Origin of the sequence: Bacteroides propionicigenes (genome assembly GCF_018390535.1) — a bacterium.
GTDB lineage: Bacteria > Bacteroidota > Bacteroidia > Bacteroidales > Bacteroidaceae > Bacteroides > Bacteroides propionicigenes.
Genome location: NZ_JAHBBW010000001.1, coordinates 449,457 through 465,621, shown reverse-complemented (window position 1 = coordinate 465,621; position 16,165 = coordinate 449,457). Strand labels below are relative to the sequence as shown.

At 44.2% G+C, this 16,165-nt stretch carries 16 protein-coding genes and 2 tRNA genes; 5 read left to right on the top strand and 13 right to left on the bottom strand.

Annotated elements, in window-relative coordinates; all coding sequences use genetic code 11:
* Positions 1 to 3 precede the first annotated feature (3 nt).
* From pgeF to KG118_RS02080, 3 genes are all read right to left on the bottom strand, one after another.
* Positions 4 to 816 (bottom strand): peptidoglycan editing factor PgeF, encoded by an 813-nt coding sequence (pgeF, locus tag KG118_RS02090; protein ID WP_117711153.1) that lies wholly within the window; start codon positions 814 to 816, stop codon positions 4 to 6.
* Entirely contained in the window at positions 813 to 1,994 is a 1,182-nt protein-coding gene (obgE, locus tag KG118_RS02085) for a GTPase ObgE (RefSeq protein ID WP_117711154.1), read from the bottom strand. The genes pgeF and obgE overlap by 4 nt, the downstream gene beginning before the upstream one ends.
* A 123-nt stretch (positions 1,995 to 2,117) precedes the next feature.
* Positions 2,118 to 3,452 (bottom strand): nucleoside hydrolase-like domain-containing protein, encoded by a 1,335-nt coding sequence (locus KG118_RS02080; RefSeq protein ID WP_117711155.1) that lies wholly within the window; start codon positions 3,450 to 3,452, stop codon positions 2,118 to 2,120.
* Between the two features lie 90 nt (positions 3,453 to 3,542).
* Here KG118_RS02080 and KG118_RS02075 point away from each other — a divergent pair, with 90 nt between their 5' ends.
* Entirely contained in the window at positions 3,543 to 4,385 is an 843-nt protein-coding gene (locus KG118_RS02075; RefSeq protein WP_117711156.1) for a helix-turn-helix domain-containing protein, read from the top strand.
* A 96-nt stretch (positions 4,386 to 4,481) separates the two neighbouring features.
* On the opposite strand, the gene KG118_RS02070 is transcribed toward KG118_RS02075, so the two are convergent.
* Both KG118_RS02070 and hpt read right to left on the bottom strand, forming a co-directional pair.
* Entirely contained in the window at positions 4,482 to 5,054 is a 573-nt protein-coding gene (locus tag KG118_RS02070) for an adenylate kinase (RefSeq protein ID WP_117711157.1), read from the bottom strand.
* A 62-nt stretch (positions 5,055 to 5,116) separates the two neighbouring features.
* Entirely contained in the window at positions 5,117 to 5,653 is a 537-nt protein-coding gene (gene hpt / locus KG118_RS02065) for a hypoxanthine phosphoribosyltransferase (protein ID WP_117711158.1), read from the bottom strand.
* Positions 5,654 to 5,835: 182 nt separating this feature from the next.
* Here hpt and KG118_RS02060 point away from each other — a divergent pair, with 182 nt between their 5' ends.
* Positions 5,836 to 7,350: an NAD(P)H-hydrate dehydratase gene (locus KG118_RS02060; protein ID WP_199598756.1), complete on the top strand. Its 1,515-nt coding sequence runs from the start codon at positions 5,836 to 5,838 to the stop codon at positions 7,348 to 7,350.
* 598 nt (positions 7,351 to 7,948) lie between these two features.
* On the opposite strand, the gene KG118_RS02055 is transcribed toward KG118_RS02060, so the two are convergent.
* Positions 7,949 to 8,629: a DUF5715 family protein gene (locus KG118_RS02055; RefSeq protein WP_117711160.1), complete on the bottom strand. Its 681-nt coding sequence runs from the start codon at positions 8,627 to 8,629 to the stop codon at positions 7,949 to 7,951.
* A gap of 148 nt (positions 8,630 to 8,777) precedes the next feature.
* On the opposite strand from KG118_RS02055, the gene truA reads away from it, so the two are divergent.
* The 3 genes from truA (at position 8,778) to KG118_RS02040 (ending at position 11,251) form a co-directional block, all read left to right on the top strand.
* Positions 8,778 to 9,536 (top strand): tRNA pseudouridine(38-40) synthase TruA, encoded by a 759-nt coding sequence (truA, locus tag KG118_RS02050; RefSeq protein WP_117711161.1) that lies wholly within the window; start codon positions 8,778 to 8,780, stop codon positions 9,534 to 9,536.
* 68 nt (positions 9,537 to 9,604) lie between these two features.
* Positions 9,605 to 10,504 carry a DMT family transporter gene (locus tag KG118_RS02045; protein WP_117711162.1) on the top strand — a complete coding sequence of 300 codons (900 nt, stop codon included), beginning with the start codon at positions 9,605 to 9,607 and terminating at the stop codon, positions 10,502 to 10,504.
* A gap of 96 nt (positions 10,505 to 10,600) precedes the next feature.
* Positions 10,601 to 11,251 carry a DUF3256 family protein gene (locus KG118_RS02040; protein ID WP_117711163.1) on the top strand — a complete coding sequence of 217 codons (651 nt, stop codon included), beginning with the start codon at positions 10,601 to 10,603 and terminating at the stop codon, positions 11,249 to 11,251.
* Between the two features lie 2 nt (positions 11,252 to 11,253).
* Here the strand turns inward: KG118_RS02040 and KG118_RS02035 are convergent, their stop codons facing one another.
* The 7 genes from KG118_RS02035 to KG118_RS02005 all read right to left on the bottom strand — a co-directional run bounded on the left by KG118_RS02035 (position 11,254) and on the right by KG118_RS02005 (position 16,081).
* Complete coding sequence (locus KG118_RS02035) at positions 11,254 to 12,138, bottom strand: YitT family protein (protein ID WP_117711164.1); 885 nt, start codon at positions 12,136 to 12,138, stop codon at positions 11,254 to 11,256.
* 259 nt (positions 12,139 to 12,397) lie between these two features.
* A complete protein-coding gene (locus KG118_RS02030) occupies positions 12,398 to 12,568 on the bottom strand; it encodes a hypothetical protein (protein WP_158560990.1) in 171 nt (56 codons plus the stop codon).
* 368 nt (positions 12,569 to 12,936) lie between these two features.
* On the bottom strand, positions 12,937 to 14,160 hold the full coding sequence (locus tag KG118_RS02025) for an LruC domain-containing protein (RefSeq protein WP_117711165.1): 1,224 nt from the start codon (positions 14,158 to 14,160) through the stop codon (positions 12,937 to 12,939).
* Positions 14,161 to 14,518: 358 nt separating this feature from the next.
* Positions 14,519 to 14,591 (bottom strand) — tRNA-Gly (locus tag KG118_RS02020).
* Between the two features lie 8 nt (positions 14,592 to 14,599).
* A tRNA-Tyr gene (locus KG118_RS02015) sits at positions 14,600 to 14,682 on the bottom strand.
* Between the two features lie 72 nt (positions 14,683 to 14,754).
* Positions 14,755 to 15,249, bottom strand: a complete 495-nt coding sequence (gene ribH, locus KG118_RS02010; RefSeq protein ID WP_009122566.1) for a 6,7-dimethyl-8-ribityllumazine synthase — start codon at positions 15,247 to 15,249, stop codon at positions 14,755 to 14,757.
* 148 nt (positions 15,250 to 15,397) lie between these two features.
* Positions 15,398 to 16,081: a tetratricopeptide repeat protein gene (locus tag KG118_RS02005; protein WP_117711166.1), complete on the bottom strand. Its 684-nt coding sequence runs from the start codon at positions 16,079 to 16,081 to the stop codon at positions 15,398 to 15,400.
* Positions 16,082 to 16,165: the final 84 nt, after the last annotated feature.

Here is a 16,165-nt window from a genome sequence, read left to right as displayed (position 1 = left end):
TCACTAAACATTAATTATTATTCCCGACAGTATGCGTCCTGACTTGATACCCAATCGGCGTGCCGAAAAGAAATCCTCATACTGTTGATAAGTGCAAATCCCTGCATTTTCTATCTGTTGGGACGGCACTCCGAAGTCGGAAAGTTGCAGATGGTTGGCTGCCCACAAATCGATATGGTATTTGTGCGTTTCTGGTTTCCATACGGATATGTATTCCATTGGGAAATTCTCAGTTCGGAAAGCTTCATATACTTCATCGCCTACTTCAAAAGAAGCGAGGGAGATACCCGGACCAATGCTGGCTATGATGTCTTTGCCCTCTGTGCCGTAGGCTGCCTGCATCCGGTGGAGCGTTGATGCAAGTATGCGGTTTACCGTTCCCCGCCAGCCGGCATGGACTACGGCAACGACGCGGCGTAGCTTGTCATATAATGATATAGGAATGCAATCGGCGGTAGAGATACAAATACAGCAACCGGGTATATCGGTAATAAGCGCATCTACACCTTGCAGCATAGACTGCCGTTCACTGTATGTTGCATTCAGATAAGTTTCGTCGATGATGAGAGAATTGGTACTGTGAGTTTGAAAAGGAATAACGAGTTCTTGCGGATATGAAGGCAATGCAGCACATAACGCTTCCTGATTTTGGCGTACACAATTTACATCGTCTCCGGTGTAAGGGGTGCAGTTGAAAGAAGCATAGTTGCCGGTGCTGCATCCGCCATGCCGGGTGGTTACAAAACAAGAAATGTCGGGATACGGGGCAAATACCTCATATCCCAACATTTTTTTATCTTCTGTAAGAGAAATCATTTTTTGTCATCCTCCCAGTCCTCTTCTTCGTATTCAAAGTCTTCAAGGTCTTCAATGTCCTCGTTGTCAATGTATTCGTAGCTGAGGTCCTCGTCTTCACCTTCATCTTTCAGTTCTTCTTTCAGGTGACTCATATCTTTGGCACGATGGGCTATGCTTTCAACCTTGCCTTCTATCTTGTTGCTTTCCTTATTCAGCTCTTCCCACAGTATATCTTTCAGAACAGAGATACCTAGACCGGATATAGCCGAAATGAATACGTGCGGAATGCTTTCGGGCAACGTAGGTTCTATTTCGTCCATCAGTTCCTGATCCAGCATATCACATTTGGTAATGGCAAGCACACGTTGCTTGTCCAGCATTTCAGGATTGAAGGTGCGCAGTTCGTTCAATAGAATTTCATATTCCTTACGGATGTCATCACTGTCGGCAGGAACCATGAACAGCAGCAATGAGTTGCGTTCGATGTGGCGCAGGAAGCGAAGTCCTAAACCCTTGCCTGCGCTTGCGCCTTCGATAATACCGGGGATATCTGCCATTACGAACGATTTGCCGTCGCGATATGACACAATTCCCAGATTGGGTTCCAGTGTAGTAAAGGGATAATTGGCAATTTTCGGCTTTGCCGAAGATACTGCCGAGAGCAGTGTCGACTTCCCTGCATTGGGAAAACCTACCAAACCTACATCCGCCAGCAGCTTCAACTCCATGATAACCGTCATTTCCTGCATCGGTTCGCCCGGTTGTGCAAAGCGGGGAGCCTGACGGGTGGCGGTCTTGAAGTGCCAGTTGCCCAATCCGCCGCGTCCGCCTTTCAGCAGAACGACTTCCTGTCCATGCTCGGTTACATCGCAAATGTATTCACCGGTTTCGGCATTGTAAACTACCGTGCCGCAGGGCACTTCGATAACTTTATCTTCTCCGTCCTTGCCGAAACTACGGTTCTTTGAACCCGATTCTCCGTGCCCGGCCATGATATGTCGGTCGTAGCGCAAGTGCAGCAATGTCCAGTAGTTGCGGTTGCCGCGAAGAATCACGTGGCCGCCTCGTCCTCCGTCACCTCCGTCGGGGCCGCCATTGGGAATATATTTCTCACGTCGCATATGCGTGGAGCCTCGACCGCCCTTACCGGAACGGCAATAGATTTTTACGTAGTCAACAAAATTCGATTCAGCCATATTTTTCCTTACGATTGATTTTAAAATACTTATTCCTTTTTCTGATGCAAAAGTAACGATTCTCCAAGACTACCTCAAACTTTTTATTCCTTTTTATTGATTAATCAATCGCAGGGGGTGTTTCTAACTTATTTTTAGTACCACTCGTCTATAAACGGTAAGTGCCGGAGTCGCTTCGTCCGTTAACTCTAAAATGATATGTATGTCCTTGCCGGTAGCATCCGAAGGAATATGTACTTTGCATTTTTTGGCATTGCCTCCTTCTATCTTTACGTTACCTTTATAACTGCCGGGTTCAGTGTAAACGCTCCATTGATATATCAGATTATCGCCGTCGGGGTCTGTGGAGCCGTTGGCGTCTAAGACAATGGAGCTTCCGGCTTTTACTTTTTTAAAGATACATTTCAGAGAATGGTCTCCATTGAGCGCTGCGTGGGGATGATGATTGACCGCTTTATAATCATCGGTTGTAGTCCACAACATACGTGCTGCAAAATTATTCCAAATATGCTGTCGCCATTTGTTGATAGCGGCATTGCCCTCTTTGCAGCTTCCATACATATAATAGGGATCGTATTGCGTTTCATCTTTTCCGCTACGTACAATAAAGTCCATACCTCGTATGCCGCTTGTCTTTTGCTTGGAGAAGCGACCTCCCCAACCACCATATTCAAGTGAATCAGGCACATTCAGACCATTGGCATATACATAGAAGAAAGAAGGTGAGTCTCCCTCCACTGCCCAAACTCGATTGGGGTAGTGCTTACCAAATGGCAGGCAGCTTTGAATATTCTTTTTAATCCATTGGTCGGAAGGTCCCCAGCCATAAACTTCCTTATTTCTGATATACACGATTTCAGGAAAGTTCTTGGCTATCCAAGCTCCGGCGTCATCTTGTCCCAAGACATCATATATACGGATTTTTGCGATAAACTTCTTGAAGGCTTTTTCGTTCCGTGTATTTTTCACTTTCCATAAAGCTTGTGCTATCGTATTCATTCCGCCCCAAGCCGCAAGCCATACGGGCCGTTGGTCTTTTTTCTTATCAACTACCGAGATGATTAGTTCTGAACCCGGTGAATCTTTGCCTGAGCCTACTCCTGTCATATTAGAAACAGGTTGTCCCCGCTTTATGACAGCCTGCAGTTGATTTAAATCGGGATAACCTTCCGCATGTTTATTCAACCGCGGCAGAACTTCACCGAATCGCTCTACAACTTCTGATATTTTAGCCGTTTTATCCGGGTCGTCCATCCAGACTTGTGAACTGATTAGTCCTTCAATATCAATCATATTCGAGCATAATAATAAATGTATCATTGACTGAACATCATCGGGGTCAGTGCCTCCTAAGTCGGTGGTCACAATCAGTCGATGTTTGTCTTCGTTGGCAACCTGCGCTTTTGAGTAGAGGCACCATATTGTTAGAAAGGAAAAGAAGAAAAGTACTTTTTTCATGGTAGTTATTATATTTGGTATTTAAGGATTATTTTTGCAAATTTACTGCCAAAAGATGAATAACACTCTCTATATTTAGATATAAACATAATGAATTCCGAGAAATGCTACAGCTTTGATAAATCTCGTGAGGAATTTAAGCCTTATGGACTTACCTGCGAAACATGGATACCTAGTATTATGCCCAGATGTGACAGGCATAATGAAATAGAAATAAATTACTTGCCTCAGGGAAATATTACTTACTTGCGTCATAATGAGAAGATAACGATACCTAATAAACGGTTTACAATATTTTGGGGACTCGTTCCGCATCAAATTATTCGTTATGAGAATGTGGACAGATATTATGTATGTACCATTCCTTTAGCACGCTTTTTGTCTTGGAATCTTCCTGTACAGTTTGTAGACAATTTGCTTAAGGGAGATATTCTATATGAGAAGACAAATGACTACTCTCAGTATGATGAGTTTTTGTTGAATAATTGGTTGAAGGATAACGATGCCGGTATTCAATCAAGCCTTATAATCTTATTGGAGATGCAAGCCAGAATCATCCGTATGGCTCATCATTTAGAGTCGTCAGACGATGGCATAGCATTAGCATCATATCAAACGACACTTATTGAAAAAATAACCATATATCTCACTAAAAATTATTGTAATAACATTAAAGCCAATGATATTGGTGAAGCAGTAGGTTTGCATCCTGATTATGCTAATTATATATTCAAGAAAGCATTCGGCACTACGATAACTGATTATATAGCTGAGCTAAGGATAGCACATGCACAACGTAAACTACTGACTACCGACATGAGCATAACAGATATTGCATATGAATGTGGATTCAATACTATAGCAAGGTTCAATGCTACGTTTTTCAAGAAAATTCGATGTACTCCACGTGAATATAAGAAGCTTATGAAATAATCTATTGCTATTTTTTTAGGAGTGGATGGGAAAATGACAAGCGCGGTAAATATCATTTATGGTATTACCGCGCTTTTGCTTTATGGTTATATTACTTTATTTTGCTGCGTCAATCGCTTTGCAAACATCTGCCGTAATCGTTTCCAGTTCACCGATGCCTTTGATGTGCGCATACAGCTTTTCGTTTTTGTACCAGTCAATCAGCGGAGCTGTTTGTGAATGATATACGGTAAGACGTTTCTTGATAGTCTCCTCGTTGTCGTCGGCACGACCTGATTCCTGTCCACGTTTGATGAGGCGTTTCATCAGTTCATCTTCGGGCACGTCGAGGTCCAGCATGATGTTTACGCTCTGTCCGCGTTCAGCCAGCATCTTTTTCAATGCTTCCGCCTGTGCGATGGTACGGGGGAAACCGTCGAAGATAACACCTTTGCTGTCCTTGAAGCTGTCCAGCGTACTTGCCAGAATGTCGATAATCAGTTCGTCCGGCAGCAGTTGTCCCTGGTCGATGTAGCCTTTGGCTGTTTTGCCCAGTTCTGTGCCGTTCTTGATTTCTGCACGGAGTACGTCTCCCGTAGAAATGTGGTTGATGCCGTACTTCTCTACAATTCTCTCGCTTTGTGTTCCCTTTCCTGAACCGGGAGCACCGAAAATTACAATGTTCAACATTTGTTTAGCTATTATTTTATGATTTACAATTTAATACTTTCTTCCAATACCTTCTCCCCGTTTCAGTCTACCACTGTATAGATGTCGGGATAGTTACGTCCGAAACCGTCATAGTCCAGGCCGTAGCCCACGATGAAGTCGTTGGGGATGTTCATGGCTACGTATTCGATGTTCAGGTCTACTTTCAACTTGTCGGGTTTCACCAGCAGCGAGGCGATGTGGATGTCCTTTGGAGCACGTGTGCCGAGAGTTTCCAGCAGGCGTTGCATGGTGAGGCCTGTATCTACGATGTCTTCCACGATAACAATCGTGCGGTCAGAAATATCTTCGTTGATACCGATAACTTCTTTGATGACTCCCGTAGAAGATACTCCCTGATAAGAAGCCAGTTTCACGAAAGAGATTTCGCAGGGAATGGTGATGCGTTTCATCAGGTCGGCGGTAAACATGAACGAGCCGTTCAGTACGCTTAGGAAAAGCGGGTTCTTACCGGCAAGGTCTCGGTTGATTTCGTTCGCTACACGGGTTACTTCTTTCAATATGTCCTGTTCCTTAATGGAAACGGTGAACATTTTGTCTTTTATTTGTATGGTATCCATAAACGGGAGTTTTTTAAGTTGGCGCAAAAATAGTGATTTTATTCCACTCCATGCATCATCTTCTGCAATTTCTTTGAAAGCAGGAAGAGGATGAGCTACATATCCTTTACTGCGAAACAGATAACAAAGTAGTTATTATTTTTCGTATCTTTGCTCGTAACTTAAATGAATAAGCTGCGATGATAAAAATATTTCCTACCATCCAAATAAAAGAACTGGATGCTTATACGATAGAAAATGAGCCTGTTTCGTCCATAGACCTAATGGAACGCGCCTCTCAGGCATTGGCGCAGGCGATAGCCGAACGTTGGAGTGTGGAAACACCTTTTACGGTATTTGCCGGACCCGGAAACAATGGCGGAGATGCACTGGCCGTTTCACGCTTGTTGGCGGAACAAGGCTATCGGGTAGAGGTGTATCTTTTCAATACAAAAGGCGTTTTGTCTCCGGATTGTGAAACGAACAAGGAACGCTTGGCAGGAGTTGCCGGAGTGGATTTCCATGAGATAACCACGCAATTCGTTCCGCCGGTCTTGACTGCGGAGCACGTGGTGGTAGACGGGCTGTTCGGCAGCGGGCTGAACAAATCTTTGAACGGAGGCTTCGCTGCGGTGGTGAAGTACATCAACTCCTCTTCGGCTACGGTAGTTGCCATTGATGTGCCTTCCGGTTTGATGGGAGAGGATAATACCTATAATATCCAAACTAATATCATCCGTGCAGACCTGACGCTGAGCCTGCAACTGCCGAAGCTGGCATTTCTCTTTGCCGAGAACGAACCGTTTGTGGGTGAATGGCAGTTGCTGGATATCGGTCTGAGCGAGAAAGCCATAGATGAAAAGGAGACGGACTTTGCATTGACGGAACATGAGGATATGCCGTCGATGCTGAAGCCTCGCGGTAAGTTTGCCCACAAAGGGAGTTTCGGACGCGCCTTGCTGATAGCCGGTTCGCAAGGTATGGCAGGGGCGTCGGTGCTTGCGGCACGTGCTTGTCTGCGTTCCGGCGTGGGGTTGCTGACGGTTCATGTTCCTTTCTGCAATAACTTTATCGTGCAGACTTCCGTACCGGAAGCTATGACGGAAGTAGATATAAACGATGTCCGCTTCTCATGCGCCACCGATACGGACGATTATCAGGCGGTGGGCATCGGTCCCGGATTGGGCAAGGCGGGGGATACCGAAGCCGCCTTGCTGGAGCAGATAGAATCTTGTCAGACGCCCATGGTGGTGGATGCCGACGCACTGAACTTGTTGGGAGAACATCGCAGTTACATCGGCCGTTTGCCCAAAGGCAGTATTCTTACTCCGCACCCCAAAGAACTGGAACGATTGGTCGGGAAATGCCAGAACTCGTACGAACGCCTGACGAAAGCCCGTGAACTGGCAAGAAGCGCCGGAGTACATATTATATTGAAGGGGGCTTATTCCGCTGTTATCGCCCCGTCGGGCAAATGCCGGTTTAATCCTACCGGAAATCCCGGTATGGCAACGGGGGGCAGCGGCGATGTGCTGACCGGTGTTGTACTGGCTTTGTTGGCGCAGGGGTATGATGCGGAGACGGCTGCAGAGCTGGCTGTCTATGTTCATGGCTTGGCGGGAGATATTGCCTGCAAAAAGCATGGTGCTATGGGGATGACGGCAGGCGATATTGTAACTTGCTTGCCGTTGGCATGGCGGATGCTGGAGGAGAAATAATGGTTTCATTTATAGATAGTCTCTATAAAGTTTGCATTCTGGAGTTTCCTGTTCGCATACAATAGTGGATAGTGCCGATAGTGCTGATAGTCCCAATAGTCCCAATGGTGCTGATAGTCCCAATAGTGCCGTGCCGATAGTGCCGATAGCGCAATAGCGCCAATCTATGATGATTTTTCTAAGCCTGAAAGGCTTTTATCTTATAGCCCGGGGTAACACCCCGGGCACAGGTGTCTCAAGATTTGCGCCCTGTAAGGGCAAAAGATACGTATATGGGTCTTTTGCCCTTACAGGGCGTAATATTATTATTCGCATATTGCGGATGTGTCAAAACGAATTTAAGCTATCATTCTGTCATTCAGAACGAAGTGAAGAATCTCTTCTCCTGACATATAATAGAAAAGATTCTTCATTGCAAGCTCCTCTGAATGACAGAATGATAGCTTAAATTCGTTTTGATGCATCCCTCTATAAGATAAAAGGCTTTCAGCCTTAGGGGTAAGTTAGGATCTTGTTTGTATATTGTTTTTTTGTAAACTGCATATTAATATTGATGTTCTGATGTCTTAACATGCCATATACTAACAGATTTGTATTTTTACATTCTCGTCGTAATATGGAAACATCCTTGTTTCAATTCATATTTCACGTAGCACTTCTCTGCCTTCTTCAAATCACGCAAAACCTCGGACAGCACCAGTTTCAGCGTATCCGGGCTGACATCCTGTAACGGACGTCCGTCCTCATCCTCAACCTTCTGAAAGCGTTTCCAACTGACATCGAATGTAGTGCCGTAGAAGTGGGCGGAATTCTCGGATGCGTTGCCGTTGCGTCGGCGCAGACGTTTCACGTCATCTTTGGTGCGAAGTACGGAAGTTACTGTAATCTTGTTCGGGTTCAGCCCTTTGGCGGTCAGAGAATCAAGGAAGTTGTAACCGATAGTGTCGAGCAGGGTAGCCGCTCCCGGAATGAGATACGGAATGGAGTGCGTCAATGAATCTACCGCATATAAATCGTTCGTCGCGATATATTGCAGCTTCTCTTTCATTCCTTCCGCTTCCTTGCGCGATGCCAACGGACGGATACCGATAGCTTGCGCCACATTCAGATGTCTTTCATTCAAATCGCCGAAAGAGCGTTTGTAGCTGATAACACCCCGTATATTGCGCGGTTCATTCAGTTTAAGTGACATATCCTTCTTTTTGCATCCCGCCAGACAGCAGGTCAACGCCATGCTTGCCAATAAAAACAGGGAGATAAAACGGCTTTTGCTATACATAATTAATCCTGAATCTGTGTAAATCTGTGTAATTTGCGGTAAAATCCCTGCAAAGATAATGTAATCTGTCAGAACAATCGGAAGAGTGTGCGGCTTTTTTCCTGTCTTTTTGTACCTTTGCAGCCAAAATAAGGAGGTAAAAAGAAACGTGCAACGATATTTTATCTATTTGGCTTACGACGGCACAGCCTATCATGGCTGGCAAATTCAGCCCAACGGTGCGAGTGTACAGGAGTGTTTAATGAAAGCGCTCTCCACCTTGTTGCGGCGTGAAGTGGAAGTGGTGGGCGCAGGGCGTACCGATGCCGGTGTGCATGCTTCTGTGATGGTGGCGCATTTTGACAGCGAGACTTCGTTGGATGTAACGTTTATGGCGGACAAGCTGAATCGCTTGCTCCCTCCCGATATTTCCGTATATCGTCTACGTGCCGTGCGTCCCGATGCCCATGCGCGTTTTGACGCTACGGCACGTACATACAAGTACTATGTCACTACCGCCAAAATGCCTTTCGACCGCCAATACCGTTGCCGCCTGTTCCAAACTCCTGATTTTGAACGGATGAACGAAGCCGCACAGACTTTGTTTGAATATGCGGACTTCACCAGTTTCAGCAAGTTGCATACCGATGTCAAAACCAATAATTGCAAGATAATGTATGCCGCCTGGACACAAGTGGATAAAGTAACTTGGGTGTTCACCATTCAAGCCGACCGTTTTCTGCGGAACATGGTGCGTGCCGTGGTAGGCACGTTACTCGAGGTGGGCAGGGGCAAACTTACCGTTGAGGGTTTCCGCCGTGTTATCGAACAGAAAGACCGTTGCCGCGCAGGGACCTCCGTACCCGGCAACGCATTGTTCTTGGTAGACGTTGCCTATCCGGAAGAAATCTTTTTGAATGAAGAATGAAGAATGAAGAATTTTCATTAACTGTCAGCTGTTATTTTTAACTATCAATTATCAACTTTCAACTAAAAATGTGGTTATTATTAGCCTTCCTCTCAGCAGCCTTGCTGGGATTTTATGATGCCTTCAAGAAGCAGGCGCTCAAGGATAATGCCGTGCTTCCGGTCTTGTTTCTGAATACGGTATTTTCCAGTTTGATATTCCTTCCGTTTATCTTGGTGTCGGTTTTTGCTCCGGCGGTATTGGGCGGTACGATGTTCGATGTTCCTGTAGTGGGGTGGGATGTGCATAAATTCATCATCATCAAGTCTTTCATAGTCCTCTCCTCGTGGATATTCGGATATTTCGGAATGAAACATCTGCCGCTTACTATTGTAGGCCCTATTAATGCCACCCGTCCGGTAATGGTACTTGTGGGAGCGATGCTTGTATTCGGCGAGCGGCTCAATCTTTATCAATGGATAGGTGTGATGCTGGCGGTGCTGTCGTTCTTCATGCTGAGCCGTTCCGGCAAGAAAGAAGGTATCGACTTCAAGCACAACAAGTGGATTCTCTTTATTGTGTTGGCAGCTGTGACGGGGGCCGTCAGCGGACTGTACGATAAGTATCTGATGAAGCAACTGCCGCCTATGGTGGTACAGTCATGGTACAATATCTATCAGGTGTTTATCATGTGCCCCATTATCCTGTTGCTGTGGTATCCCAAGAGAAAGGAGAGCACGCCGTTCCGCTGGGATTGGACCATCATCGGCATATCCGTCTTTCTCTGTGCGGCGGACTTCGTGTACTTCTACGCTTTGAGCTATGAAGATTCCATGATTTCCATCGTATCTATGGTGCGGCGTGGCAGTGTGGTTGTCTCCTTCCTGTTCGGTGCTCTTTTCTTCCGTGAAAAGAATTTAAAAAGCAAGGCGGTAGACCTCATTTTGGTGTTGATTGGAATGTTCTTCCTATATTTGGGGAGCAAATAGGATTTCGGGTGAATTATGGCGGAAGAGCTATGCTCTTATCTGCAATATGATTTATTTAAGAAGAAGAATTTAGTATCGATAAAATAATGCAATGATATGGTGAAGAAGTTGGTAGTCTTTTTGTTTGCACTATGTATGGGAGTTGGTTCTTTGTCGGCGCAACTGGCAAAGACTTGTTTCACCAATATGCCCGATTCCTTGAGTCCGTTGCTTACAGCCGTGAACCGCGCCGACTTCATCGACTTTCTGGAGAGTAAGATGAAAGCCGAAGTAACCAACCGTTTTGGCGGCAAGTCGGAAATGACGGAGCTTACCCCCGATTATATCCGTGTGCAGGTAACGCCCCAAAGCATCTGGCAGATGAAACTTCTGTCTGTGAACGACAGTACCCGTCTCATCTGCACCGTTTCCACCGTATGCGCTCCGGCTTGCGACAGCCATGTCAAATTTTACACAACCGACTGGCGAGAGTTGCCGTCCGCGCCCTATCTGGCGTCGCTTCCCGGCATGGACGATTTCATAACACCCGCTTCCGATACAGTAGATGTGTATCAGTATCAGGATGCCCGCCTCCAAGCCGATATGCTCTTGATGAAAGCCGACCTTTCGGGCAAGGATGCCACACTGACCTTTACTTTCACTACTCCCGACTATATGGAAAAAGAAGCGGCGGAAAAACTGAAACCGTTTCTCCGCCGTCCCGTAAGCTATACGTGGAAAGAAGGAAAGTTCGTGCGTGAAGATTAAGATTACTTCACCTTAATCTTGTCGAATCCCTCTCCGTACACTCCGATTACCTGACTTTGCGATACAAAGGCGTTCGGGTCTATATCTTTTATTAACCGGAAGATAATGGTCGATTCCCGCTTCTTGGCAAGGACAAACAGCATCTTTATCTCCTTGCCGGTGTAGAATCCGGACGCATTGATTACCGTTGCGCCCCTGTGCGGATATACGTTGATATGCTTGGCTATTTCTTCGTATTTTTCGCTGATGATGAAGAATTGTACGGACTGGCGTGCGCTGTTCACCACTTGGTCCAGTACGAAGCTGCAAATGTAGAGGGTGACATAACCGTATACCACTTTTTCCCAGTCCTTCAGCACAAAGTAGCTGGAAGAAATAATGATAAGGTCGCAAATCAGCATCACCCGTCCCAGCGTGATGTCTCTGTATTTATTGATGATAGCGGCTATAATATCCGTACCGCCCGTACTTCCGTTCGAGGAGAAAGCGATGCCGATGCCGCCGCCACAGAAAGACGCGCCGATGACGCATGCCATGAAAGGCTGGTCGTGCAGCAGTTGGACGCCGGCTGTCAGTTGCTGAATGACGGGCAGAAAGAAAGTCAGGGTAAAGACGGCAAAGATTGTCTTGATGCTGAACTTCCACCCCAAAATGCGGATGGCGAGCAGTAGCAACAGGAAGTTGATGCCGAAATAAACATACTGTACCGGTAGCCCCGTTGCAAAATATACCAGTGAAGCGATACCCGGTACACCGCCTGTGGTGATGTCGTTGGGAAGCAGGAATACCGTCCACCCGATGCCATACATAATCATGCCTAAGGCAATCATTAGATAATCCCGCATCTCACGAAATATGTTCTGACGGGAAGGAATGTTCACGTTCATTTGTCGTTTGCAGTTAAATTGTTGTCTTGCAATAGATATTGTGGTTTTACAACTAAAAATCGGACAAAGATAATACTTTCTTATATCTCAAAATATAAAGCTATAGATATTTTATCTGTTTGCAGAAACCTTTCCGGCGTTTTAGTAAATCTCCGGCAAAGAATTAGTAAATCTTTGCCGGAGATTTACTAAAACGTTCCTTGCTGCATTATCATTATAAAACAGACAGCAAATGAATTGCTTCAAATGCTGTCTGTTCTCATGAGAAATCTATCGTATCTTCAGATAAGACGGATTTAAAAGTATTCAGAATTGGCAAATTCTTAGTTGCTATTCCCGGTAAATCTGCATAATATGCAAAATCCATTTCGTCCATATCAATTCCGAGTGTTGCATCAAAAAGTATCAGGTATCCTTTGTTTGTTTTCAAAAGGGGGCTTTATTGCATCTGAAGTGTAATATATATTGTATTGGAGTTAACATCGGGTTCATCTTCTGATATGGTAGATGCTTTGGTTATCCGATTAATCTTAAAGTTTTCATTATTTTTTGGTATAATCAAGCTGATATATAGTTCAGCTTCAAGAAAAGAATGCAGGAGGTTTCACTTCTATATCATTCGTAGTTTGCCCCGTTCGTTTTACCGTTGATAAAAATCTGCCGACAGTATAAAAATCAGTCGTGTTATGTGCTACATACTAATAGGCATTATAGGCTTTACACGAAAAAAGCCGCATTTCTCATGCGGCTTTTGGTACCATAGTCTTTTAATTTATGTCTATATTATAATCGCTCTATTTATTTTATGGGAACAACCTTATCTGCCACGCTATTGTTATACCATTCTTTAGCATTTTTTCCACCACTGGTTACCCATGATGCAAATTGGGGATAAGCATCTTTAATATCTATTTTCTCAATAGGATGCGAAATTTTTGCAGGAATCTTAATCCCCCATACAAAATTTTTATCATTGTGATAATCAGCCCATTTTACGCTGCCTGTATAAAGCTTACTGGTTGGGTATCCTTTTAAATGGATTTCTTCACCGGTAGCGCTATTACGAAGGAAGAAATTAAACGCCTCTGCATGGTTGCTATAACATTCTCTTATTATTTTTTCTTGCTCACTTTCCATAAATCCAGCTTTTAATTTGATAGTACAAGTCAAACTGGGCATTGGCCGTACATCTGATTGAGGCAGGACATTAAAATAGCCTTTGTCTTTCAGATTTTCTGTACCGGTAAGAAGCAATACGGCGGGAGCGTTAGAGCCTTTATTTAGTAATTGCATACCTAAACCTTGCTCCGCGTTAATTTCAATATTATCACTTATCATCTTAGCTGGTACCTTGCTCAATTCCAAAGCTAATTGATAAGGCAAAGTACCGCCAATAGCCTGCAATTTCAGTTTGATTATTATTCTGCCATCAATAAAATTTCCAGAAATAACCCCTGAAGGATATTTTACAGTTGTGTTGTATTGCACGACAAAGTCATTAAAGTCGTAATCGCCCAATGCCGGATATAAATCCTCAAACATCAACGTTCCAAATCCATGTTCAGAAGGGGAAGAGGAATATGAATTTGCACCAATAAAACTACCTCTATATTCTTCCACTTCTTCTGGCAGACGTATTCCAATCTGTTGTTCGGCTCTTGTCTGCGTTACGGGTATCGCAACTTTCTGAACTTGCAATCCGCTTGTTGTTGCATATTGCACATAGAAACTTTCACTACTCACAGGGAGTTCTAAAGTAATCAAGTTCTCTTTGGCTGCCTCGACTAAATATGTCGCCAAACCTTCTTTACAGGCTTCATCCCCATAAATATCCACTATACAGTCCACAGGTGCGCTAAAATCGCATTTTACCATATGTGTACTGTTCCAATCAAAAGATTGTGGCACTTGCAAGTCTGTCGTTCTCTGCAGATGGTCATTTTCCGGATTATATACGTCATTGCTGCAACTAACGACACTCATACATAAAATACTTAATAACAATAAATTCCAAGTTCTCATAATCTATGTTTGTTATGGTTGCATTACAAGGTACAAAGGTACGATAAAGTTACAGAATTTGCAACAAAATTGTGCAAAATATCAAGTAAATAGTCCTGACTTATGAAAAGGTATCTCATTGATAGGTGGCTCTGTTGTCACATTTTGTTTTGTTCAGGGTTGAACTCTAACATTTGTTGTTGTAACTTTGTTTATCAGGAATGATTTTCTGAATATACTTTTTAGAGACCATTCGATTTCGGTTTACGTCTTGGTTTACATATGCCCCCTGAAACCGCCTAAATCTATGCTTGTAGTAACCTCTTAAAAGCAGAAAACCTCGACAGTTAATTGCTTAACTATCAAGGTTCTCATTAAGAGCGGAAGACGGGGCTCAAACCCGCGACCCTCAGCTTGGAAGGCTAATGCTCTATCAACTGAGCTACTTCCGCAATTTTAGTGGGCAAAGATGGATTCGAACCACCGAAGGCGTAAGCCAGCAGATTTACAGTCTGCCCCATTTGGCCACTCTGGTATTTGCCCTTTTGCTATCGAGAACTACTTTAAATCTCTTTTTAAGTAGCTTTGTTTCTCAATTGCGGTGCAAAGATACGACTATTTTTGTAAACTCCAAGCAAAATCTATCATTTTTATCGCAGTAATTGCACATTCATCACCTTTATTTCCTAATTTTCCTCCTGCGCGATCCTCGGCTTGTTCCATTGTATTGGTGGTAATTAATCCGTAAATCACTGGAACATCGCCACTTGCGTTTAATTGAGTGATTCCTTGCGTTGCACCCATGCAGACGTAATCAAAATGCGGCGTATCTCCACGAACTACGCAACCAATTGCAATTACGGCATCAACTTCGCTGTATTCTATAATTTGATTGGCGCCGAAAGTTAATTCAAAACTACCGGGTACGGTTTTTATCATGATGTTTTCGTCCTTTGCTCCGTGCTTCTTTAGGGTGTCGACAGCTCCTTTTAGGAGAGCGCCGGTGATATTGTAGTTCCATTCGGACACTACGATGCCGAATTTCATATTCTCTGCACTGGGTACTGAGTTGAAATCATAATCCGAAAGGTTGTGATAAGCTGTAGCCATGATGAATTAAAGTTTAAGAATTTAAAATTAAAAAATAGGGGGAAGGGAAAAAGAAGAGCACGGATTACACGGCACTCACGGTTTTGACTTCCGTGTATATCCGTGTAATCCGTGCTCGAAATATCTTATTTATATAATAAGGTGCAAATTACTTCTTCAGCAGCTTGGCTTGCTCGATGTATTTGTCAATGTCCATAGCTTGATATGAACGGAAGTATTTCTCCTTAATAGAGGTGTATGCTTTGATAGCATCGTCGTACTTGCCTTGTTTAACCAAGATTTCTCCGGCTTGCTTCAAGTAGATGGGGCTGAGTGTGTTGTTGTCGGCTTCGTCGGCAGCTTTCAGCAACATGGAAGATGCCTTGTCAAGTTGGCCGAGTTGGGCGTAGCAGTTACCCATAGCGCCTTTCATGGCGGGAGCTACCATTTGGTCGTCTCCGTCGAAGCTGTCCAATGCTTTTACAGCCTCCTCAAACTTGCCAAGGTGTGCATAGCAAAGACCTGCATAGGCTTTGGCGAGGTTGGCTGCATCTGTGCCGCTATATTGGTCGGCTATCTTGATGAAACCTGCATAACCGATGCTGTCACCGTTCAAGGCTTCTGCAAAAGCGTCGGCTTCAAAATATTCTTGTCCTTTGAAAAGGGCTGCCTGTGCTTTTTCCTCACGAGGTTCCGCATAGAGGTTCTTGTACATTACTATACCCGCTATAATAATGATTATAGCCAAAATAGCACCGATAATTGTCTTTTTGTTCTTGATGAGAAATGCCTCTGATTGTGTCAGTGCGTCTTCCACGTTTAAGGCTTCGTTCGTCTTCTTTTGTTCTGCCATTTTTTATATATTCTTTTTGTTATTATTCATTAATAGCTGATTCGACCCGCAAAAGTAAGTTTTTTATAGCTATCAACGAAATTT

Bases quoted from the DNA above. Each gene is read 5' to 3' on its own strand.
- pgeF (WP_117711153.1), bottom strand. From the start codon at position 816: ATGATTTCTCTTACAGAAGATAAAAAAATGTTGGGATATGAGGTATTT.
- obgE (WP_117711154.1), bottom strand. From the start codon at position 1,994: ATGGCTGAATCGAATTTTGTTGACTACGTAAAAATCTATTGCCGTTCC.
- KG118_RS02080 (WP_117711155.1), bottom strand. From the start codon at position 3,452: ATGAAAAAAGTACTTTTCTTCTTTTCCTTTCTAACAATATGGTGCCTC.
- KG118_RS02075 (WP_117711156.1), top strand. From the start codon at position 3,543: ATGAATTCCGAGAAATGCTACAGCTTTGATAAATCTCGTGAGGAATTT.
- KG118_RS02070 (WP_117711157.1), bottom strand. From the start codon at position 5,054: ATGTTGAACATTGTAATTTTCGGTGCTCCCGGTTCAGGAAAGGGAACA.
- hpt (WP_117711158.1), bottom strand. From the start codon at position 5,653: ATGGATACCATACAAATAAAAGACAAAATGTTCACCGTTTCCATTAAG.
- KG118_RS02055 (WP_117711160.1), bottom strand. From the start codon at position 8,629: ATGTATAGCAAAAGCCGTTTTATCTCCCTGTTTTTATTGGCAAGCATG.
- KG118_RS02045 (WP_117711162.1), top strand. From the start codon at position 9,605: ATGTGGTTATTATTAGCCTTCCTCTCAGCAGCCTTGCTGGGATTTTAT.
- KG118_RS02040 (WP_117711163.1), top strand. From the start codon at position 10,601: ATGGTGAAGAAGTTGGTAGTCTTTTTGTTTGCACTATGTATGGGAGTT.
- KG118_RS02035 (WP_117711164.1), bottom strand. From the start codon at position 12,138: ATGAACGTGAACATTCCTTCCCGTCAGAACATATTTCGTGAGATGCGG.
- KG118_RS02025 (WP_117711165.1), bottom strand. From the start codon at position 14,160: ATGAGAACTTGGAATTTATTGTTATTAAGTATTTTATGTATGAGTGTC.
- ribH (WP_009122566.1), bottom strand. From the start codon at position 15,249: ATGGCTACAGCTTATCACAACCTTTCGGATTATGATTTCAACTCAGTA.
- KG118_RS02005 (WP_117711166.1), bottom strand. From the start codon at position 16,081: ATGGCAGAACAAAAGAAGACGAACGAAGCCTTAAACGTGGAAGACGCA.